This window comes from Acidimicrobiales bacterium (assembly GCA_016716005.1).
In the GTDB taxonomy this organism is placed as follows: domain Bacteria; phylum Actinomycetota; class Acidimicrobiia; order Acidimicrobiales; family JADJXE01; genus JADJXE01.
In genome coordinates this window covers 2,586,045-2,606,511 of the sequence record JADJXE010000001.1, presented here as the reverse complement: position 1 = coordinate 2,606,511, position 20,467 = coordinate 2,586,045, and the positions used below count along the sequence as shown (strand labels likewise).

The 20,467-nt window shown below is 75.2% G+C and carries 19 protein-coding genes and 1 pseudogene; 7 read left to right on the top strand and 13 right to left on the bottom strand.

Going from position 1 to position 20,467, the window contains the following annotated elements; genetic code table 11:
* Positions 1-29 precede the first annotated feature (29 nt).
* Positions 30-581, top strand: a complete 552-nt coding sequence (locus tag IPM45_12860) for a 2'-5' RNA ligase family protein (GenBank protein ID MBK9180424.1) — start codon at positions 30-32, stop codon at positions 579-581.
* A 92-nt stretch (positions 582-673) separates the two neighbouring features.
* Here the strand turns inward: IPM45_12860 and IPM45_12855 are convergent, their stop codons facing one another.
* Both IPM45_12855 and IPM45_12850 read right to left on the bottom strand, forming a co-directional pair.
* Complete coding sequence (locus IPM45_12855) at positions 674-1,429, bottom strand: glutamine amidotransferase (protein MBK9180423.1); 756 nt, start codon at positions 1,427-1,429, stop codon at positions 674-676.
* The gene (locus IPM45_12850; GenBank protein MBK9180422.1) at positions 1,422-2,702 is read right to left on the bottom strand and encodes a DUF1727 domain-containing protein; all 1,281 of its coding nucleotides are present in this window, start codon (positions 2,700-2,702) and stop codon (positions 1,422-1,424) included. The genes IPM45_12855 and IPM45_12850 overlap by 8 nt, the downstream gene beginning before the upstream one ends.
* Positions 2,703-2,818: 116 nt before the next feature.
* On the opposite strand from IPM45_12850, the gene IPM45_12845 reads away from it, so the two are divergent.
* Positions 2,819-3,235, top strand: a complete 417-nt coding sequence (locus IPM45_12845) for a PaaI family thioesterase (GenBank protein ID MBK9180421.1) — start codon at positions 2,819-2,821, stop codon at positions 3,233-3,235.
* A gap of 64 nt (positions 3,236-3,299) precedes the next feature.
* On the opposite strand, the gene IPM45_12840 is transcribed toward IPM45_12845, so the two are convergent.
* On the bottom strand, positions 3,300-4,523 hold the full coding sequence (locus IPM45_12840; protein ID MBK9180420.1) for a trypsin-like serine protease: 1,224 nt from the start codon (positions 4,521-4,523) through the stop codon (positions 3,300-3,302).
* 67 nt (positions 4,524-4,590) lie between these two features.
* Positions 4,591-5,617: pseudogene (gnd, locus tag IPM45_12835) on the bottom strand (decarboxylating 6-phosphogluconate dehydrogenase).
* 110 nt (positions 5,618-5,727) lie between these two features.
* Between gnd and IPM45_12830 the strand changes: the two are divergent.
* Together IPM45_12830 and IPM45_12825 are read left to right on the top strand one after the other, a co-directional pair.
* Positions 5,728-6,666, top strand: coding sequence for an aldose 1-epimerase (locus IPM45_12830; GenBank protein MBK9180419.1), 939 nt, complete (start codon positions 5,728-5,730; stop codon positions 6,664-6,666).
* Between the two features lie 106 nt (positions 6,667-6,772).
* Entirely contained in the window at positions 6,773-8,368 is a 1,596-nt protein-coding gene (locus IPM45_12825; GenBank protein MBK9180418.1) for a phosphoenolpyruvate carboxykinase, read from the top strand.
* A gap of 16 nt (positions 8,369-8,384) precedes the next feature.
* Here the strand turns inward: IPM45_12825 and IPM45_12820 are convergent, their stop codons facing one another.
* Entirely contained in the window at positions 8,385-10,550 is a 2,166-nt protein-coding gene (locus IPM45_12820; GenBank protein MBK9180417.1) for a cell wall-binding repeat-containing protein, read from the bottom strand.
* An 87-nt stretch (positions 10,551-10,637) separates the two neighbouring features.
* Between IPM45_12820 and IPM45_12815 the strand changes: the two genes are divergently transcribed.
* A complete protein-coding gene (locus IPM45_12815; protein MBK9180416.1) occupies positions 10,638-11,183 on the top strand; it encodes a TIGR03086 family protein in 546 nt (181 codons plus the stop codon).
* 129 nt (positions 11,184-11,312) lie between these two features.
* Here IPM45_12815 and IPM45_12810 read toward each other — a convergent pair whose 3' ends face one another.
* A complete protein-coding gene (locus tag IPM45_12810) occupies positions 11,313-11,810 on the bottom strand; it encodes a VOC family protein (protein ID MBK9180415.1) in 498 nt (165 codons plus the stop codon).
* Positions 11,811-11,903: 93 nt separating this feature from the next.
* On the bottom strand, positions 11,904-12,683 hold the full coding sequence (locus IPM45_12805) for a hypothetical protein (protein MBK9180414.1): 780 nt from the start codon (positions 12,681-12,683) through the stop codon (positions 11,904-11,906).
* An 88-nt stretch (positions 12,684-12,771) separates the two neighbouring features.
* Between IPM45_12805 and IPM45_12800 the strand changes: the two genes are divergently transcribed.
* Positions 12,772-13,620 carry a methylated-DNA--[protein]-cysteine S-methyltransferase gene (locus tag IPM45_12800; protein MBK9180413.1) on the top strand — a complete coding sequence of 283 codons (849 nt, stop codon included), beginning with the start codon at positions 12,772-12,774 and terminating at the stop codon, positions 13,618-13,620.
* A gap of 69 nt (positions 13,621-13,689) precedes the next feature.
* On the opposite strand, the gene IPM45_12795 is transcribed toward IPM45_12800, so the two are convergent.
* Positions 13,690-14,415, bottom strand: coding sequence for a hypothetical protein (locus tag IPM45_12795; protein MBK9180412.1), 726 nt, complete (start codon positions 14,413-14,415; stop codon positions 13,690-13,692).
* Positions 14,416-14,475: 60 nt separating this feature from the next.
* Between IPM45_12795 and IPM45_12790 the strand changes: the two genes are divergently transcribed.
* Positions 14,476-15,207 carry a sulfite exporter TauE/SafE family protein gene (locus IPM45_12790; GenBank protein ID MBK9180411.1) on the top strand — a complete coding sequence of 244 codons (732 nt, stop codon included), beginning with the start codon at positions 14,476-14,478 and terminating at the stop codon, positions 15,205-15,207.
* Here the strand turns inward: IPM45_12790 and xylB are convergent.
* The 5 genes from xylB to IPM45_12765 all read right to left on the bottom strand — a co-directional run bounded on the left by xylB (position 15,167) and on the right by IPM45_12765 (position 20,260).
* Positions 15,167-16,675 (bottom strand): xylulokinase, encoded by a 1,509-nt coding sequence (xylB, locus tag IPM45_12785; protein ID MBK9180410.1) that lies wholly within the window; start codon positions 16,673-16,675, stop codon positions 15,167-15,169. The genes IPM45_12790 and xylB overlap by 41 nt on opposite strands.
* 15 nt (positions 16,676-16,690) lie before the next feature.
* The gene (locus tag IPM45_12780; GenBank protein MBK9180409.1) at positions 16,691-17,860 is read right to left on the bottom strand and encodes a xylose isomerase; all 1,170 of its coding nucleotides are present in this window, start codon (positions 17,858-17,860) and stop codon (positions 16,691-16,693) included.
* A complete protein-coding gene (locus tag IPM45_12775; protein MBK9180408.1) occupies positions 17,857-18,147 on the bottom strand; it encodes a 2TM domain-containing protein in 291 nt (96 codons plus the stop codon). The genes IPM45_12780 and IPM45_12775 overlap by 4 nt, the downstream gene beginning before the upstream one ends.
* Before the next feature lie 77 nt (positions 18,148-18,224).
* Positions 18,225-18,917 (bottom strand): DsbA family protein, encoded by a 693-nt coding sequence (locus tag IPM45_12770; protein MBK9180407.1) that lies wholly within the window; start codon positions 18,915-18,917, stop codon positions 18,225-18,227.
* Between the two features lie 5 nt (positions 18,918-18,922).
* Positions 18,923-20,260 (bottom strand): carotenoid oxygenase family protein, encoded by a 1,338-nt coding sequence (locus IPM45_12765; GenBank protein ID MBK9180406.1) that lies wholly within the window; start codon positions 20,258-20,260, stop codon positions 18,923-18,925.
* Positions 20,261-20,467 lie beyond the last annotated feature (207 nt).

The window sequence follows — 20,467 nt, the reverse complement described above, 5'->3', positions numbered from 1 at the left end:
CGGCGGCCTGCCCGCCTAGGGTGCAGCCCGTGGGCCACGCCGTGGTGGTGCTCCTCGACGACGACCACGCACGCGAGATCGAGCGACTCTGGCAGGAGCTGGAGGACCGCTTCGGCGTGCGGGGCGCCCAGCGGGTCCCCTACCCGCACATCACCCTCCATGCCGCGGCCAGCTACCGGCCGGCCGGGCTGCGCGCCGCCCTGGCCGGCCTGGCCGCGCGCCGAGCCCCGCTCCGCGTGCGGGCCGGCGGCTACGGGGTCTTCACCGGCAAGGAGCGCTCCGGGCTGGTGCTGTTCGTACCGGTCGTGCGGTCGCTCGAGCTGTCCGAGCTCCACGCCGAGCTGGCCATCGCCCTGGCCGGCGTGGCCACCGCGGTGAACGGCTACTACGAGCCCGACCACTGGTCGCCGCACATCACGGTGGCAGACCGCGACCTGGACCCGGATCGGCTGGCCGGGATCCTCCGCTGGCTCGCCGACCGGCCCCCCCGCTCGTGGGTGCTGCCGGTCGACCACCTGGCCGTGATCCGCCAGCACGACGACCATCCCGAGGTCGAGCTGCGGGTGCCCTTCGAGGGGTGACCGGCAGGGCCGTCTCGGGCGCTCCTCCGACCAGCCGACGGCGCGGCGCACACGTGCCCTCCGAGGGGTGACCGGCGGGGCCGTCTCGGGCGTCAGCCGCGGCGGCGCCACCATCGGCGCGGCCCCAGGGCCGACCCCAGCCGCTCGGCCCGCAGGGCGTCGACGTCGGCGTCGTCGAGCGGGTCGAGCGGCCCGACCACGAACGACAGCAGGAGGTCGGCCAGCGCGGGGTTGCGGGCCAGCACCGGACCGTGCAGGTACGTGCCGATCACCCGACCGGCCACCGCGCCCTCGTCCCCCCTCCCGGCGCCGTTGCCCACACCGGCGAGCACGGTGCCGAGCGGCGTGACCCCCGGCCCCAGCTCGGTGACGCCACCGTGGTTCTCGAAGCCGGTGAGCAGCGGCAGCCCGCTGGCCACCTGGGGCGACACGACCACCTCGCCGACGGCCCGCGGACCGTCACCCCTGCGGGTGCGGGCGTCGAGCAGCCCCAGACCGGGGCGGGGCGCCCCGTCGGCACCCGGGAACGACCGGCCGAGCAGCTGGAAGCCGGCGCACACCCCGAACACCGCGGCACCCCGGTCGACGACGCGGGGGAGCACGGCCGACGCCGCCAGCTCCTCGCAGGCGAGGATCTGGGGCCGGTCCTCGCCGCCGCCGAGCAGGTACAGGTCGGCCTCGCTCGGCAGTGGGGCGCCACCCTCCACCCGCAGCACCTCGGCCGGGATGCCCCGCCACGTGAGGCGGCGCTCCAGGACGAGGGCGTTCCCGTTGTCGCCGTAGGTGCCGAGCAGCTCGGGCACGAGGAGGGCGATGCGAACCGCCGAGGGCCGCGCCGGATCAGCCACTGCCGCGCTCCCCGAGGAGGCCCTTGACCTGGTTGAAGGCCGTGTAGGTGCCGACCACGTCGGCGTCGGTGGCCCGGGCCTCGGCCAGGGCGGCGGCGAGCGAGGGCTCCCGGCGATGGGCCACACCGGCGTAGCGGAGGCGCACGGCCAGGTCGGCGCTGCGCTCGCCGGTGGCGATCACCCGCCGACCGGCGAGCCGCTCGAAGGGCACGTCCCAGATCCACGACGGGTCGCGACCGTCGGGCCCGTTGGCGTTGAGGGCGAACACCAGCGGGCGGGCGACACCCTCGGTGACGCCCAGCAGCTCGGCCCAGCCGGCCGGGTTCTTGGCCAGGTAGAGGCGGCCCTCGGTGCCCGGCCCCCAGAGGCGGCGGTAGCGCCCGTCGACGTCGCTGACGAGACCGAGCCGGGACGCCAGCGCGGCGGCGTCGAGGCCCAGGGCGGCCACCGTGGCCACGGCCATGGCCGCGTTGGCCCGGGTGTGGCGGCCGGGTAGGTCGACGGCGAGGGCGAGGTCGAGCCCGCCCGGGCCGAGAAGGCGGCCCCCGTGCAGGGTGTACGAGGGAGCGGGCCGGGCCAGGCCACAGCCCGAGCAGGCCCACACCGGGCCGTCGAACACGAGCCGGTCGCCGCAGGCGGGGCAGCTCACGGCGTCCTCCCGCCAGGCGCTGCCCGCCGCGACCCAGGTGACGCGAGCCGGGGCCGCGGCCCAGGCGACGAGCGGGTCGTCGGCGTTGGCGACCACCCGGACGTCGGCGCCCTCGAGAGCGGCCCGCCAGCGCTCGGCCGTCATGCGCACCTCGTTCATCCGGTCGAGCTGGTCGCGGCTGAGGTTGAGCAGGGTGACGGTGCGGGCGCAGGTGGCCGCGAGCATCGCGGGGAGGTGGCGCTCGTCGACCTCGAGAGCGGCGCGCGCCCCTGGTGCGGCCCGCGCCAGCGTGGAGGCGATGCCGCTCGGCAGGTTGGCGCCCACCTCCGAGCACACCGTGGGCTCCGCCCCGGCGAGGAGGGTGGCCAGCAGGCGGGTGGTGGTGGTCTTGCCGTTGGTGCCCGACACCAGGGACACCTCGTGGCCGGCAGCCAGGTGGCCGATGGCGTCGGGGTGCGAGGCGAGCAGCACCCGGCCGCCGATCACCGAGCCCCGGCCGGCGCCAGCCAGGCGCGACACCCGCGCGGCCGCCGCCGCCACCGGCACCGCGACGCGGAGCCGGAGGGGCCGGCGGGACGGGCCGTCGGCGAGCGGGGCCGGTCGGCCCGGCCGAACGTCTCCCACCTTGCTGGCTCGCCTCCTCTCGGCCGAGACGGGCCAGCCTACCGGCCGGCTCGGCGCCCTCCGGGTCGGCCGGGCCCCGAGACGAGGTCGCGGCCGGGGCGGTAGGTTCTCCGCCCGTGGCCAGCGACCCCACCGCGCCCAACGCTCACCGCTTCGGCCCACTCCCCGACGCGCGGCGGGCGGTGTGGGTCGGCTTCGCGCGCTGGGAGCGCACGTACTTCCCGAACTTCGTGGGCCTGGTCGTCGAGGAGCTCCGCGCCGACTACTGCCGGATGCGCCTGCCCTGGCGGCCCGAGCTCGAGCAGCCGGCGGGGTTCGTCCACGGCGGGGCCATCGCCACCCTCATCGACACCGTCGTCGTACCGGCGGTGGGCGGCGCGTACGACGAGCACCGCCGGCTGCTGACCCTCACGATGGACGTCCAGTACCTCGGGGCGGTGGCCGGTGTCGACGCCGTGGCCGAGGGCTGGGGTGGAGCGGCGGGGCCGCTCGGTGGTGTTCTGCGCGGCGGAGGTGAGGGTTCCCTCGGGTGACCTCGTCGCCAAGGGCTCGCTCGTCTACAAGGTGGGCGGTCCGATCGACCGGCCGGAGTAGGCGCTAGGAGATGCCGGTGATCACCCGGTACTCGGCCGACTCGGAGAACGCCGTCATCATGGCGCCCCTCGAGATCGACCCGTTCTCGATCCTGGTGGCCCAGTAGGCGTAGCCCTCGGGGTCGGGCTCCCGGTCGAGCACGTTCCCGTACACGACCTTGACGAAGTCCCCCGACGTCAGCTGCCCGTAGCGCGCCTGGAACTCGGGCGACAGGGTGAACAGCCCGGCCACCAGCTCGAGGGGCACGCCGGACCGCAGCCAGCCGAGCCAGTAGTCGAAGCCACCCTGGTCGGGGACCCGCAGGAAGGTCGCCAGGTAGAGCCGCTGCAGGGCATGGGCCACCGGCACCGCGGTCGACTCGGACGGCAGGGTGGGCCCGAGGGTGGTGCGGATCCAGCTGTCGAAGGTGGCCACCCGCGTGTACACGCCCGGCAGGGTGGCGCAGACCTCGGGCCCGAAGCTCACGATCCCGGCCACCGCCACCCGCCCCTGGAGCGTCACGCCCAGGATCGGTCCGCCACTGTCGCCCGGGCAGGTGTCCACCGCCGGCGACTGGGCGCACAGGTGTTGGCCGACGACGTACAGGTCACCCCAGGCGCCCTGGCAGACCGCGTCGCTGCGGATCAGGGTGGCGGCCTCCTGCAGATCGTCGGGGAAGCGCCCGTTCACCTCCGACGGCGTCACGCGCCCCCATCCGACGATCTGGGCCGGCGAAGCATCGGCCCAGGGGGCCGGCTCGGTGCCGGGGAACATCAGCGGCATGACCGCCTGCGACGCCGGCGTGGCCAGGCGCAGCAGGGCCAGGTCGCCGGTGAACGAGTCGGGGTCGTAGCCGGGGTACGGCAGCGCCTGCGCCACGGGGATGCGCTCGCCCCCGGACCCGCGAAGGTCCTGGCGGCCGGCGAGGACCCGGACGCGGGTGGGGTCGATCGGGAACTCGGCCGTGGGCGTGACGCAGTGCGCGGCGGTGAGCACCCACGAGGGGTCGATCAGCGTGCCCCCGCAGAACTGGGCGAGGAAGTCGTCGCCGCGGTCGGGGAGCAGCAGCGCCACCAGCTCGGGGTAGCGGCCCGGTGGGGCCGGTTGCCCCCCGACGACCTTGCCCACCGGCGGCGCCGGCGGGCCATCGGGGTCGGCCATCGCGGCGGCGCGGGCCGCGCCGGGGAGGGACACCAACGTGACGAGGGCAAGGAGCGCCCCGAGGGCAGCGACGCGTCGGCGCGACATCCCCTGCACGCTACGTGCCCCGGCGCCGTTCGACACCGCGGGTCGCCCGGCACGGGGAGGGCGGCGCTCAGGCGGACGGGGTGGCCGGCTTCTCGTCGTGGCCGCCGAACTGCTTCCGCATGGCCGAGAGCACCTTGCCCGCGAAGAGCCCCCTCGCCCTGCGAGGCGAAGCGCTCGTGGAGCGCGGCGGCCAGCACCGGGGAGGGCACGCCCTCGTCGATGGCCGCGATCGCCGTCCACCGCCCCTCGCCCGAGTCGGACACCCGCCCTGCGAACTCGGCCAGCTGCGGCGACCGGTGGAGAGCGATGGCCGTGAGGTCGAGCAGCCACGAGCCGATCACGCTGCCCCGGCGCCACACCTCGGCCACCTCGGCCAGGTCGAGGTCGAACCGGTAGTACTCGGGGTGCTGGAGCGGCGCGGTCTCGGCGTCGGCCCCCGGCGGGTGGTCGCCGATGTCGGCCCGCTCCAGGATGGCGAGGCCTTCGGCGTAGGCCGCCATCACGCCGTACTCGATCCCGTTGTGGACCATCTTCACGAAGTGGCCCGCCCCGGGCGGGCCACAGTGCAGGTAGCCGTGCTCGGCCTGCGACGGCGGGCCGGTGCGGCCCTCGGTGCGGGGGGCGGCGTCGACCCCGGGGGCGATCGTGGCGAAGACCGGCTCGAGGTGGCGGACCACGTCGACCTCGCCGCCGATCATCAGGCAGAACCCCCGGTCCAGCCCCCACACGCCACCGCTGGTGCCGACGTCGACGTAGTGCAGGCCCTTCGGCCGCAGCGACGCGGCCCGGGCGATGTCCTCGCGGTAGTACGTGTTGCCGCCGTCGATCACCACGTCACCCTGGGCCAGGAGCGGCACGAGTCCGTCAATCACCTCGCCGGTGATCGCGGCCGGGAGCATGAGCCACACCGGGCGCGGCGGCCGGAGCTTCTCGACCAGCTCCTGGAGCGTGGCGGCACCCGTGGCGCCGGCGGCCACCAGCTCGGCCACCGCGTCGGCGTGCACGTCGTACACGACGCACTCGTGGCCGGCGCGCATCAGCCGCCGTACCAGACCCGCTCCCATCCGGCCGAGGCCGACCATCCCCAGTTGCATCCGCGTCCCCTCCCAGGTCGTTCGCACTTCTTGCCGGATGTGGGGGAGGGCAGGTGGGGCAGTCGCGCCCGCGTCCCCTCCCAGGTCGTTCCCACCCTACGCTCGACGCCATGACGAACGGGCCCGGCGTTGCAGTCCGAACCTGGCTCGGCAGCCCGGCGGTCGACCTCTCGGCCGGCGACCTCACGGCCACCTTCCTGCCGAACAACGGGATGCTCGGCGTGTCGATGCGGCTCGGCCGCGAGGAGTGGCTGGCCCTCCCGGCCCGCCGCAGCGTCGCCCGCCGCCGGGGGGCGATGGCCGGGATACCTCTGCTGGCCCCCTGGGCCAACCGCATCGACGGGCGGCACTACCGGATCGCCGGCGTCGACGTCGACCTCACCGGCCAGGACGTGCCCACCGACCCCAACGGCCTGCCCATCCACGGCCTGCTGCTCGGGCGCTCCGGCTGGGCCATCGAGGTGCTCGAGGCCGGGGCGGGCGCCGCGCGACTGCGCGCCCGCTTCGACGCCGCCCACGACCCCGAGGTGCTGGCCGCCTTCCCCTTCCCCCACCGGATCACCGTCGAGGCGTCCGTCGACCCGGCGGCGCTCACCATCGCCACCACCCTCCTGGCCACCGGTGACCGGCCGGTCCCCGTCGCCTTCGGCTGGCACCCCTACCTGAGCGTGCCCGACGCCCCCCGGGCCGCCTGGGAGCTGCACCTGCCGGAGCGGGAGGAGCTGCTGCTCGACGACCGCCTGGTGCCCACCGGCCAGCGCGCCGCCCGCCCGGCCGAGCACGACCCGATCGGCGTGCGGGTGTTCGACGACCTGTACGCCTTGGGCTCCATCCGCACCTTCGCCCTGCGGGCCGGCGCGCGCCGCCTCGACGTCACGTTCGACGAGGGCTACCCCTTCGCGCAGGTCTACGCCCCCGAGGCCGGCACCTACGCCTGCATCGAGCCCATGACGGCACCCGGCAACGCCCTCGTCAGCGGCGACTGCCGCCTGCTCCCACCGGGCGAGGAGCACCGCGCGGTGTTCACCCTGGCCCCCAGCGCCGGCTGACCGCGGGGGCCGCCCCTCCCGGCCCCTGGCGCGGAGCCCCGGGCCACGTTCACCTCCACGCCACTCGCCTCCTGATCTACCGTCGCGCCCAGGGGGCCATCCGACCATCGAGAGGTGCACCGTGCTCGACCTGTCGTACCTGGGCATCCACAACGTCGCCAACGTGTTCCACAACCTGTCCACCCCGCAGCTCTACGAGGAGGCGATCCGCCGGCGCGAGGCCACCGTCGCCCACCTCGGACCGCTGGTGGTCCGCACCGGGCAGTACACGGGCCGGTCGGCCGACGACAAGTTCATCGTGCGGGAGCCCTCCAGCGAGGACCGCGTCTGGTGGGGCAAGCACAACCGGCCCTTCGAGCCGGACGACTTCGCCCGCCTCAAGCTCCGCTTGGGCGCCTACCTCCAGGGCCGCGACGTCTACGTCCAGGACTGCTACGCCGGCGCCGACCCCGAGTACCGGTTGAAGATCCGGGTCCTCACCGAGACGGCCTGGCACAACATGTTCGCCCGCGACATGCTCCTCCGGGAGTTCGACAAGGACGTACTCGAGCAGTTCGCGCCGGAGTTCACGGTGATCCACTGCCCGCAGTTCCACGCCATCCCCGACGTCGACCACACCCGCAGCGAGGCCTTCATCCTCCTCAACTTCGGGGAGAACCTCGTGATCATCGGCGGCACCAGCTACGCCGGCGAGATCAAGAAGTCGGTGTTCACGGTGATGAACTACCTGCTTCCCCAGAAGGGCGTGCTCGGCATGCACTGCTCGGCGAACCAGGGCAGCCAGGGCGACACCGCGCTGTTCTTCGGCCTGTCGGGCACCGGCAAGACCACGCTGTCGGCCGACCCGGACCGGGCCCTGATCGGCGACGACGAGCACGGCTGGAGCGACAACGGCATCTTCAACTTCGAGGGCGGCTGCTACGCCAAGGTGATCCGCCTGTCGCGGGAGGCCGAGCCGGAGATCTACGAGACGACCCGGCGCTTCGGCACGATCCTCGAGAACGTCACCATCGACCACGGGACCCGCCGGCTCGACCTCGACGACGGCTCGCTGACCGAGAACACCCGGGCCGCGTACCCCATCACCCACCTGCCCAACATCGTGCGGGACGGGATCGGCCCCCACCCGAAGAACGTCGTCATGCTCACGGCCGACGCCTTCGGGGTGCTGCCGCCCATCGCCAGGCTCACGCGGGCCCAGGCGATGTACCACTTCCTGTCGGGCTACACGGCCAAGGTGGCCGGCACCGAGCGGGGCGTCACCGAGCCGTCGGCGACGTTCTCCACCCTCTTCGGCGCACCGTTCATGGCCCTGCACCCGACGGTGTACGCCGAGCTGTTCGGCGAGCGCATCGACCGCCACGAGGTCACGACCTGGCTGGTGAACACCGGTTGGACCGGAGGCCCGTACGGCACCGGCGAGCGCATCAGGATCGCCTACTCCCGGGCGGTGATCGCGGCCGCGCTGGCCGGCGCCCTCGACGACGTGGCCACCACCACCGACCCCACGTTCGGCTTCGAGGCCCCCCAGCACTGCCCGGGTGTGCCCGACGAGCTGCTCTGGCCCCGCAACACCTGGGCCGACCAGGACGCCTACGACGCCCAGGCCCGCCACCTGGCCGAGCTGTTCACGGCCAACTTCGCCCAGTTCGCCGACCAGGCCAGCCCCGAGGTGAGGGCCGCCGGCCCCGTCGCCGGCTGAGGGCAGGCGCGCCCGTTCAGGGGCAGGGGACCAACCGCTCGACCCCGGACCCCAGCGCCGCGGTGCCCCCCATGAGGAACAGCTGCTGGGTACCCCGGCGGTCGGCCTCGGCCATGGCGGCGCTCCCGACGCAGGTGCCGGGCACGAGGAGCAGGGGCAGCCCGGCCCGGGCCGCCACCGACGCACCGGACAGGGCGTCGGGGAAGGCCTGACCGGTCGCGACGACCGCTTGGGGCACCATCGGCCCGAAGCGCTCGGTCACCCGGCCCGCCGTCTCGTAGCGGTCGGCGCCGGCGATGCGCTCCACGGCGCGGCCGCCCGCGACCCGGTCGACCAGGGCCTGCGGCACGGCCCCCTCACCGCCCACCACCACCAGGCGGCTGGCCCCCAGGCGCCCCAGCTCGGCGACGACGGCATCGGCCGGGCGGTCGCCGTCGACGAGCAGCACCGGGCCGGGCTGGCCGGCCGCTCCCGCGCTGGCGGCCAGGGCGTCGGGGAAGGTCCGCCCGGTGGCCAGGTAGGCGACCTGGGAGCCGCCGGGGAAGGCCGCCGACGACACGAACGCCGACGTCGAGTAGCGGTCGGGCCCGGAGATCCGCACCACGCCGCCGGGCAGCACGAAGGTCAGCTCCGACTCGACCTTCTGGGAGATGGCGGCCAGGCCGCCGAGCAGGGCGATCTGGCGCACCCCGAGCCGGCGCAGCTCGGAGGCCACGATCCCCGGCACCTCGTCGCGGCGGATCAGCAGCAGCGGGCCCCCGGCACGGGCGGCCAGCACCGCGCCGGCGAGAGCATCCGGGAAGTTCTCGCCGCTGGCGAGGACCGCCACCGGCGCGCCGTTCGGGTACAGCTGGCGGGACGCCACCACCGCGGTGTCGAAGCGGGTCTGGCCCGCGAGCCGCTGCGAGGCGACCGACGGGGGCAGCACCACCAGGGCGTTGCTGACCGGCCGCTCCCCGGCGCTGTCGCTGGGGCGGTTCTGGACGCCCCCACCCACCACGAAGGTGGTGGAGCCCCCACCGTCGAGGTTGATGCCCTCGACCGCTCCGAGGGACACCAGCAGCTGGGTCGCCTCCGGCAACGTCACGCCGCTGCTGTGGCCGGGCCGGCGCCCGTCGACGGCCACCCACAGCATGGTGCCGTCAGCCGTCCAGCCCACCAGCGTGCGCGGGGCCGGGGTCTGCACCTGCTCGGCCGGGTTGTCGGGCCAGAACAGGTACCGGCCGCCGAGCAGCAGGCCCGGCCGGCCCCCGACCGCCTCCACGATCCCGCCGGTGTCCACGACCATCAGCCCGTCCCCGCCCTGCCCGCCGGCGGCGGCGGCGTAGAGGCCCTGCACGGTGGCCGCGGCCTCGGGCCCGCGGGCCGCGAGGACGGCCTGCGTGGTCGCGTAGCCGGCGTCGCCGCCGGTGCGGAGCTCGCGGATGCGCACGGGCGTGCCGCCGGGCGGCGTGTCCGGACCGGGCTGGCCCAGGTCGAGCACCAGCTCCAGGGTGTCCTCGGGGGTGTCGGTGCTCGGGCCGTAGCGAGGGGTGAACAGGGTGATCTCGCCGTCGGCGGGCGCCCGGTTGACGGCGTCCAGCGACAGCTGCCGGCCGGCGGCCGCCAGCGACACCGACCAGGGGAGGTGGTCCATGATCGGCCGCCCGGCGGCGTCGAACATGAGCGGGACGGTGCCGTCCTCGGGGGTCGTGATGAGCTCCCCGTCCGAGACGAAGGGGCCCTCGGGCCGCCCGTCGCGGTCGAAGTAGTCGGCGTTGACCGCCAGCGCGCAGCTGGTGCGGCGGCACATCGAGCTGGTGGTCTCGCGGCGCGTCCCGTCGCCGGCCACCAGGTCGTTCGACAGGACGGCCCGGACCCGCACGCCCACCTCGGGGCGGATCCGGGCCACGTGGGCCACCACCGGCCCGCTGCCCCGTTCGAGCACGAGGTGCTGCACGCCGAGCGACACCTGGCTGACCGAGGTGACGGTGTAGCCCTCCGCTGGTGGCACGGCCCCGAAGTCCTCCTCGGGCACGTGGTCAGCGCGAGCCGCGGGCACGGCCGTCGCCAGCAGGGCGCCTCCGAGCAGCACGGCCGCGGCCACCCGGAGGCCGCGCCGGGAGCGGGGCGCGGGCGCGGGCGCGGGTACGGGCGCGGGCTGTCGGGGCACGACCAGGACCTCCCTCGGGGCGTCGGTCACGCCGAAGGGTAGGTGGGCCCGACCCGGCCGCGGCGTCACCCCCGCCCGGTCGGTAGGGTCGGCGCCCACACGAGCGAGGGGGCAGGCATGGGAGAGGTCTTCGACGGGTGGAAGCTCGTCAGCGAGAGCTTCGGGGAGCGGCTCGGCGCGGTGCGCGCCGACCAGTGGGGCGCGCCCACCCCGTGCGCGGAGTGGGACGTGCGGGCCCTGGTGGACCACGCCGTCGGCGCGCAGCGGATGGTGATCAGCCAGGTGCCCGGGGCCGAGGACATCGAGTGGGACCTCGGCGACGATGCCGGCGGGTCGTGGCGCCGGACACGGGCTGCCGCCATCGCCGCGCTGAGCGCACCCGGCGCGCTGGAGACCGAGGTCGACGGGCCCATGGGCCGCAGCCCGGCCGAGACGGCCCTGGGGATCACGATCGTCGACCTCTACGTGCACACGTGGGACCTGGCCCGCGCCATCGGCGCCGACGAGACGCTCGATGCCGGCCTGGCCGAGGCCTTCTACGCCCGGCTGCAGCCGCTGGACGCCATGCTGCGCGGACCGGGCTACTTCGGGGCCAGGATCGAGCCGCCGCCGGGCGCCGACGCCCAGACGCGGCTGCTGAGCTTCCTCGGGCGGGCGGTGTAGGTCGGCGCCGTCCGACCCGGCGCCCGCCCGCACCTGGTGCGCCCGTGTCCGCCCACCGACCACCCAGGCACCAGGCCCGCCGCCGGCGAGCCGAGGCGCGGCGGGGGGGTGACCTCGGCGGCGCTGGGATCAGAGCACCCGGCTCCCGTACATCTCGCCCAGGGGGTCCGCGATCAGCTCGAGGCGGGTGCCGTCGGGGTCGCGGAAGTACAGCGAGGTCCCGCTGACGTGGTCGTACGCGACACCGGCCTCGTCGAGGCGGGCCCGGGCCCGCTCCCACTGCCGGGGCTCCATCGAGATGGCCAGGTGGTTCAGCCCGCCGAGCACCTCCGCGTACGGGCCCACGTCGAGCCCGGGGAAGTCGAAGAAGGCCAGCAGGTTCTGGTGGCCGATGTCGAAGAAGAAGTGCGTCGAGCCCGGGTAGTCGCGGTTCTCGAACATGTCCGTGAGCGGGAAGCCGAGCAGGTCCTGGTAGAAGCGCACGGTGCGCTCCACGTCGGCGCAGACGAGCGCCACGTGGTGGACCCCGCGTGCCGTGCTCGCCGGCCGCTCTGCCGCATCGCGCTGGTGGGCCCCGCGGATGCGGTCGCGCTCGGCCCGCACCGCCTCGAGGTCGACCTCGCCCATGTGCCCTCGCCTCCCCCCGGTCCGGCCGGGCGGACGCGCCGGGCCGGTGCGATGATGGCCGATGTCCTCGAAGACGCCAAGTCCCAGGCGCTGCTAGGGCTGGGGGTCGGCCTCCACGTCGAGGCCCGGGTCGGAGGCGGCCGCCTGGTTGTCGCGCCGCGTGCGCGCGAAGCCGCTGACGAGCCAGGCCACCACCGTCACCAGGTAGATCTGGCCCACGAGGGCCTCCAGGCTGGCCAGCACCTGTCCCACCTCGGTGCCGGGGGTGAGGTCGCCGTAGCCCACGGTGGTCATGGTGATGAAGCTGAAGTAGAGGAAGCTGACCCGGTTCTCCGAGGCCTGGGCGAAGAACCCGCCCGAGATGGAGTCGACGGCCAGGTAGATCGCCGCGAAGCTCACCCCGAGGAGCACGTAGACCGAGATGCCCCCCAGGACGGTCTCGAGCCCGACCTGCTGGTGCCTGGAGATGCTGCGGAGCACGGCCACCGGCGCCACCATCATGAGCAGCACCGTGAGGTAGGTGATGGTGTCGGCGTGCGGGTAGCCGATGATCGCCTGCACGACCGAGTTGGCGACGGCGGCGAGGGCGATCACCTGCAGCACACGTGTGCCCCGCCCCCGCCAGCGCGAGGTGTGCAGGGCGAGCAGCAGCACGGTGCAGAAGCCGGCGGTGATCAACACCCGCGACCACGCGGTCGCGGGGAGCACGGCGAGGAGGACGTACGTCGCCAGCACGGCGACGAGGAGCAGCCCGTAGCTGTCGCCCCGGGCGAAGCGCTCGGCGAACTCCCGCCGCCGGCGCCGACGGGCGGCCTCGTCGGCGACCTGCTGGGCGCGAGGGGTGGCAGCGCCGCGCTCGCCGTTCCCGGTCACGACCGAGATCGTGCCACGGCCGCGTCCCGGGCGCGCGACCGCAAGAAGCGGGTCGACCCGCCCGCCGCCCACCCGTACCGTGGCCGCCGTGGATCGTGACTACGACGTCGTCGGACGGGCCATCGCCTACGTGGAGGCCCATCGTGGCGACCAGCCGACGCTCGCCGACGTGGCCGCGCACGTGGGGCTGTCCGAGCACCACCTCCAGCGGGTGTTCAGCCGGTGGGCAGGCGTGAGCCCCAAGCGGCTCCTGCAGGTGCTGACCGCGGCCGACGCCCGCGCCCTGCTCCGCGGCTCGGCCACCGTGCTCGACGCGGCCCACGCGGCCGGCCTCTCCGGCCCGGGCCGCCTCCACGACCTGATGGTCGCGGTCGACGGCGCCACGCCCGGCCAGCTCCGGGCGGGCGGCGAGGGGCTGGTCATCCGTCACGGGTGGTGCCCGTCGCCCTTCGGCGACACCTTCGTGGCCGTGACCGACCGGGGGGTGTGCGCCCTGGGCTTCGCCGGCGCCGGCGACGACCCGGAGGAGCGCCTCCGCCACGACTGGCCGTCGGCCACCCTGGTCGCCGACTCGGGCGTCGCCGCCCGCGTCGTCCGCCAGGCCGTCGACCCGCTGGCCGACGGGAGCGGTGCCCCGCTCCCCGTGCTGGTGAAGGGCACCAACCTGCAGGTGCGCGTCTGGGAGGCGCTGCTGGCGATCCCGGAGGGCCGGGCCGTCACGTACGGCGACGTGGCCGGGGCGGTGGGTCGCCCCGACGCGGTGCGGGCCGTGGCCTCCGCCGTGGGCGCCAACCGCGTTGCCTGGCTGATCCCCTGCCACCGCGTCCTGCGTCGGTCCGGCGCCCTCGGCGGGTACCACTGGGGCCAGGACCGCAAGCGGGCGATGCTGGCGTGGGAGACCGCCCGCACCGGGGCCGAGACGAGGGCGACGAGCTGACCGCGGCTCCCGGGATCGACCCGGAGGGCGCTCGGGCCGCTTGCGCACGGCCGCTCGCCGGCTGGTCGCTCACGGGCAGGGCACGAACACCGATCGGTCCGGGCCGAGCACCGCCGTCGTGAGCACCGCACCGGGGAGGTGGTCGCTCACGAGGCCGCCGAGGCTGTCGAGGGCGGCGGCAACGGCGTCGGCACCGCCCTCGTGCTGCGCCTCGGCGGCCAGGAGCACCCGCCGGGTGGCACCGGAGACCGCGGAGGCGGTGCTCTGGCGCCAGCACCAGCGCCGGGCGGCGACGACGTCGTCCTCGTCGACGAACACCACCTCCCCCGGTTCGGGACGCTCGGCCACGGTGCCACCGAGGTCGGCGAACCGCTCGTCGCCGGTGGCGAAGCGGACCGTGAGACCGCCGGCGACGCGGTCGAGGTCGACGACCACCACCGGCAGGGCGTGGCGGACGCTGAGGAGGTTGCCGAGGTCGACGAGCGTGCCCAACGTCGGGATGTCGCCCGCCTTGGTGAGCCGGCGGAGCAGCGCCTCGGCGGCGTTGCGGTACCTGGTGGGCGCCACGCCGAAGGCCGTGAACGTGCGCCGCCAGGCGACGATGCTCGCCAGGTCCGAGACCGGCCGGTCGGCCAGCCGGCCCAGGGCCGCCTCCTGCTCGGCCCGGAAGGCCGCGAGGAGGCCTGCGGCGGTGGGCCCGTTGCCGACGCCGCCCAGCACGGCCGCACCGGCCCGCGTGGAGGGGAACCGCTCGAGCACGGCGGGGTCGTAGGCGAGGACGGGCCGGGGGCTCACCCGCCCATCATCCACCGGGGCGGCGGTCCGCCCCGCAGGAGGGCGGTACGGTGCGCCGTCGTGCCCGCCGCCGACGCCCTCGCCGTGGCTGCGATCGTCGCGCTGGCCGGTGCCGCGCAGTCGCTCACCGGCTTCGGCTTCAGCCTGCTGGCGGTACCCCTGCTCGCCGTCGTGGTGGGGCCCGAGGCTGCGGTGCTCAGCGCCAACGCCCTGGGTAGCGCCGTCAACGTCGCGCTGGTCGCGGAGGGCTGGCCGAACGTGCGTCGCCGCACCGCGGCGGTGCTGCTCGCCGCCGCCGTCGCCGGACTGCCGATCGGCCTGCTGGTGATCGAGGTGCTCGACCCGCAGGCCCTGAAGGCGGTGATCGCGGTCGTGGTCCTGGTGCTCACCGGGCTGCTGGCCCGCGGCGTCACCCTGGGCGCACGAGGGCTCGGCGTCGATCTGGCCACCGGCTTCACCAGCGGGGTGCTGTCCACCAGCACGAGCATGAACGGCCCGCCCCTGGTGCTCGGCCTCCAGGCCCAGGGGTTCGAGCCGGCCGAGTTCCGGGCCACCCTCGCCACCGTGTTCGTGGTGAGCGGCGTGCTGTCGGTGCTGCTCCTGACGGCCGCCGGGAACTGGACGGCCACGGTGACGACGACGCTCCTGGCGGGCGTTCCCGGCCTGGTGGCCGGGTGGTGGCTGGGCCGGCTCGCCTACCGCCGGGTCGACCCCCGGCGGTTCCGAGGGGTCGTGCTGGGCATGCTGGTGGTCAGCGCGCTGGTGGCCCTGACGTCGGCGGTGTCCAGCTGACCATCTCGCCGGGAGTCGGCGCCCGGGCGGTGGCGTCACGCAGGGCGCCGTAGGCGGCCCGCACCTCGGGGCCGGCGGCCGCACCGGGGCCGGGCTCCACCAGGGGCCCGTGGCCCAGGCCCCACGCCACGGCCACCTCCTCGGGGGGGCGGCCGTGGAGCACGGCCGCGGCCTGCACGCACGCTCCCGCGGCGACGTGCTCGGCGCCGGCCGCGACCGTGACCGCCCGGCCGGCCAGGTCGCCGAGGATCTGCGGGTAGGCCGCCGAGCGGCTGCCGCCACCCACCAGCACCAGGCGTCCGCCCGTGTCCACCCCCGCGGCGCGCAGCGCGTCGAGCCCGTCGAGGAGCCCGCAGACCACCCCCTCCACCGCGGCCCGCGCCAGCTGCTCGCGCGTGACGTCGGACCGCAGCCCGGCGAGCACGCCGGTGGCACCCGGGCGGTTCGGGGTCCGCTCGCCGTCGAGGTACGGCAGCAGCACCAGGCCTCCGGCGCCGGGGTCACCGGCGCGGGCGAGGGCGTCGAGCCCGGCGAGGTCGACGCCGAGGAGCCGGGCGGCGGCATCGGTGACCTTGGTCGCGTTCAGGGTGCACACGAGGGGGAGGAACCGGCCGGTGGCGTCGGCGAACCCGGCGACGGCCCCGCCGCCGTCGGCCGTGGGCGTGGGCGACACCGCGTAGACGGTGCCCGAGGTGCCGATCGACACGACGACGTCGCCCGGCTGCAGGGCCACCCCCAGCGCGGCCGCCATGTTGTCGCCCGTCCCGGGCCCCACCAGGACCCCGGCACGCAGGCCCACGGCGGCAGCCGCCGCGGCCCCGACCGCACCCGCAACGTCCACCGGGCCGAGCACCTCGGGCAGGCGCGGACGCCAGTCGACCTCCGGGTCGACGAGGGCCAGCACCTCGGCCAGGTAGCGGCCCGACGCCGGCGACCAGTACCCCGTCCCCGAGGCGTCGCCGCGGTCGGTGACGGCCGCACCGCACAGCTGCCGGGTGAGCCAGTCGTGGGGGAGGAGCACCCACGCCGCCCGGGCCAGCACCTCCGGCTCGTGCTGGCGCAGCCACGCCAGCTTGGTGACCGTGAACGACGCGACCGGCACCGAGCCGCACAGCGCCGCCCACCGGGCCGGCCCGCCGAGCCCCGCGACCAGCACCTCCGCCTGGGGTGCGGACTCGGTGTCGTTCCAGAGCTTGGCCGGCCGCAGCGGCACGCCGGCCGCGTCGGTCACCACCAGCCCATGCTGCTGGCCCGCCACCGCCACCGCGGCCACGTCGGCGGCGCGCCGGCACCCGGCGACGGCCGCCCCCAGGGCGCCCCACCACGCCGCCGGGTGCTGCTCGCTGCGGGGCGGGGTCGTGGCCGGGTGCGGCGCCCGGCCGGTGGCGACCAGCACCCCGGTGTCCGCGTCGCGGAGCTCGACCTTGGTCGACTGCGTCGAGGAGTCGACACCGCACACGAGGGGCACGCCGGCCGCCCCGGCTCAGCGCACGCCGAGCAGCAGCTCGTTGACGAGCTGGTCCAGCCGCTCGTGGCCGTAGCCCTGGGCCGCCAGCGCGTCGACCGCGCGGGGCCCGGCGCGCAGCGCGGCGATGGCGTCGGCCCCGAGGCCGTCGGGCGAGGTGGCGACGGCCAGCTCACCCGCCCGGGCCTCGGCCAGCGCGGCCTGGATCTCCGGATCGTCGGCGAACCGGCGGGCCTTCTCCCGCAGGATCAGGTACGTCCGCATGCAGCCCCGGGCGAAGTCCCACACCCCGTCGGCCGACTCGGTGCGGTAGGCGTGGGCGTCGAAGTGCCGACACCCCTCCCACCCGGCGTCCTCCAGCAGCTTGACGGTGTAGAAGGCGTCGCGCTGGCCCTCGGCCCCGAAGCGGAAGTCCTGGTCGTACTTGCCGATGCGCTGGGCGTTCAGGTCGATGTGGAAGAGCTTCCCGTGCCACAGGGCCTGGGCCACGGCGTGCTGGAACGACAGGCCGCTCATGGTCTCGTGGGCGAACTCCGGGTTCACGCCGACCATCTCGGGCCATTCGAGCCGCCCGATGAAGGCCAGGGCGTGGCCCACGGTGGGCAGGAACAGGTCGCCGCGGGGCTCGTTGGGCTTCGGCTCGAGGGCGAAGCGCAGGTGGTAGCCGCGGTCCCGCACGTACGCGCAGCAGAGGTCGACCGCCTCCTTGTAGCGGTCGAGCGCCAGGCGCGCGTCCTTGGCGGCGTCGGCCTCCACCCCCTCCCGGCCTCCCCACATCACGTACACGCCAGCGCCGAGCTCCACGCCGAGGTCGATGGCGTCGAGCGTCTTGGCGACCGCGTGGCGGCGGACCGCGGGGTCGTTGGCGGTGAACGCGCCCTCCTTGAACACGGGATGGGAGAACAGGTTGGTCGTGGCCATCGGCACGACCATCCCCGTGGCGTCGAGGGCGCGGCGGAACCGCTCCACGATCGCCTCGCGCTCCGAGGCCGAGGCGCCCGGCGGCACCAGGTCGTCGTCGTGGAGGTTCACCCCGTAGGCGCCCAGCTCGGCCAGCCGGTGCACGGCGTCGACCGGGTCGAGCGGCGGGCGCACCTCGTGCCCGAACGGGTCCCGACCCCGGTTGCCCACCGTCCACAGGCCGAAGGTGAACCGGTCTGCCGGGGTCGGCTGGTAGTCGGCGGTCACCGGGCGTCGGGGGCCGGGCCGCCGCCCTTGCCCATCTCGCGCTCGATGTCGGCCTCGGTGATCTGGCGGTGGCCGCTGCCGTAGGCGTTCCACATCGTCCAGAACAGCCCAATGCCGGTGCCGAACAGCACCCAGCCGGGCCAGAAGTAGCCACCACCGGAGAGGGCCCAGATCACGATCATCATGACGTTCACGAAGATGAACGTCACGAGGTAGTTGCGGGCGGACTGCTTCGCCTTCAGCCGCTTGATCGCTTCCTTGCGCGCCTCGTCCTCGGCCATGGCCACACCTCCCGCGTCAGCGATTCCACGATCACCGTACCCACCGGGTCCAGCCCGGTCACCGGTCACCGGTCAGGGGACGCCTATGGCGCCGGCCTCTCGATCGTCGGCCACTGGCGGGCCTCGAGGTACGGCGCGAAGCGCGTCGCGATGTCGGCGAGCATGGCCGGCGTCTTGGGCACCTTCAGCTCGTAGAGGCCGGGGAACCGGGCCGAGCGCACCGTGAGGTCCCACAGCTCCAGCGCCGCGCTCCCGGCCGGGGCGGGCACGACGACCGGCCCGAAGATGGCGCGGCCCCACTCGAACACGATCACGGGCACGCCGAACGCGCCCCACCGGCCCACGGCCTCCTCGTGGTCGGCCCGGACCTCGTCGTGGGTGGTGGGGTCGGCCAGCGCCTGGTCCCACGCCGACGGGTCGGCGCCGATGGCCCCGAGCAGCTCCTTGGCCACGGCCTCGTCGTGGGGCCGGCGGCCCTCCACGTGGAGCGCCCGCCCGATGGCCTCGTACCAGGCGTCGAGCAGCGCCATGTCCCGACGGCGCAGCCACGCCCCCACGCGCATCGGCGTCCACCCGTAGGCGAGGGCGCGCTCCCAGGGGTGCTTCTTGCCCTCGGCCCGGTTGATCTCCTCCAGGCTGAAGAAGCGCCAGCCGATCTCCAGCCCCGTCTGGTCCCGCACGTCACGGATCCACACCGACGTCTGGTAGGCCCACGGGCAGATCGGGTCGAAGAAGAACTCCACGCGCCCCGCGGGGGCGTCGGCCTCGGCAGCCATCCCGCCTACAACCCGCTCTCGTCGGGCACCCAGTTGCCGTGGAAGCCGAAGGGCACCCGCTGGGGCAGGTGCACGGCGGCCACCTCGCTGAGGTCGCCGGCGTCGAGGATCACCAGGTCGCTCGTGTCGGTGGTGGCGTCGTAGACGACCGACATCACCCAGCCGTCCTCCTCGCCCGTGCCGCCCGGACGGGGCACGAACACCGGCTCGAGCGTCACCCGGCCCGGCCCGTACTCGTGGACCTCGGTGGTCGCCCGCTCGACGTCGTGCTTCAGCAGGGCGCCGTGCTCGGCCCCAGGTCCGAACGACGCCCCCCAGCCGATGGTGTGGCGGCGGCCGACGAGCCGCGGATCCATCCGGGGGAACTCCTGGCCCCGGTCGTCGAGAAGCTCCTGGGCGACCCGGCCGGCGGCGGGGTCGACGGTCCACCGCACGAGCACCGGATCGCCCTCGTTGGGGCCGTTGACGTCGCTCGCGAACATCTTCGGGTGGCGCACCACGTCCATCACGATGCGCCCGTCGGGGAGGTCGTAGGCGTTGAGCGGGTGGTACACGTAGCAGAGGTCGACCTCGCACCACCGCACGTCGGCCGGGCCGCCCTCGCGGGGCAGCACGCCGACCCGGGCGCCGTGGTCGGGGTTCCACCGGTAGGGGAAGTACCCGCTGCCCGCCAGCGACAGGTCGAAGTTGACCGGCAGGTCGAGCAGCACGACGCTGCGCTCGGTGAGCCCCATGTCGTGCACCATGGGCCCGTCGGCCACGGGCACGTCGACGGTGCGGCGCACCCGGCCGTCGGTGCCGACCACCACGTACTGCAGGTGGTCCCAGCCCCACCAGTACGCCACCGCGTGCAGCTCGCCGCTGACCGGGTCGAGCTTCGGGTGGGCCGTGAACGCCCCCGGCAGGGTGCCGAAGAACGGGTTGCGGCCCACGGTGTCCAGCTCGTCGGAGAGCTCCACCGGGTAGGCCCCGGCCTCGACCAGGGCCCACGTGCGCCCGGCGTGGCCGATCACGTTGGTGTTCACGGTGTCCATGCCGGCGTGGACGGGCCCCTCGGGCGGCGGCTCGCCCAGCGCCTCGGCCACCCGGCTGCTGCGCACCCAGCGGTTGCGGTACCACTCGGCCCGCCCGCCGCGCAGCCGCACCCCGTGCACCATGCCGTCGCCGCTGAACCAGTGGTACGTCACCGGGTCGGGCGGGGCGGCCGGGTTCGGGCCGATGCGCAGGTACCGGCCCTCGAGCACCTCGGGGATCGAGCCGCTCACCGTGAGGTCGGTGGCGGTGACCTCCGTGTGCACCGGCGCAAAGTTTCCCTGTAGGTAGCGGTTCTCGACCGTCGTCATCCCGACCCCCCGTGACCGAGCTGGAACAGTGCTAGCACGGTCGTCTCGCATCGTCGCACGGCAACCACGAAGGGGGCGTCGGCCCACCCCGCCGAGGAGGGCGTCGACGTGGCGCTCGACGAGGGCGTCGGGGTCGACCGGTGGGCCCGGCCCGCCTCCCGCAGCCGATCGGCCGGTGGGCACCCGTCGGTGGCCTGCCCAGCTCCC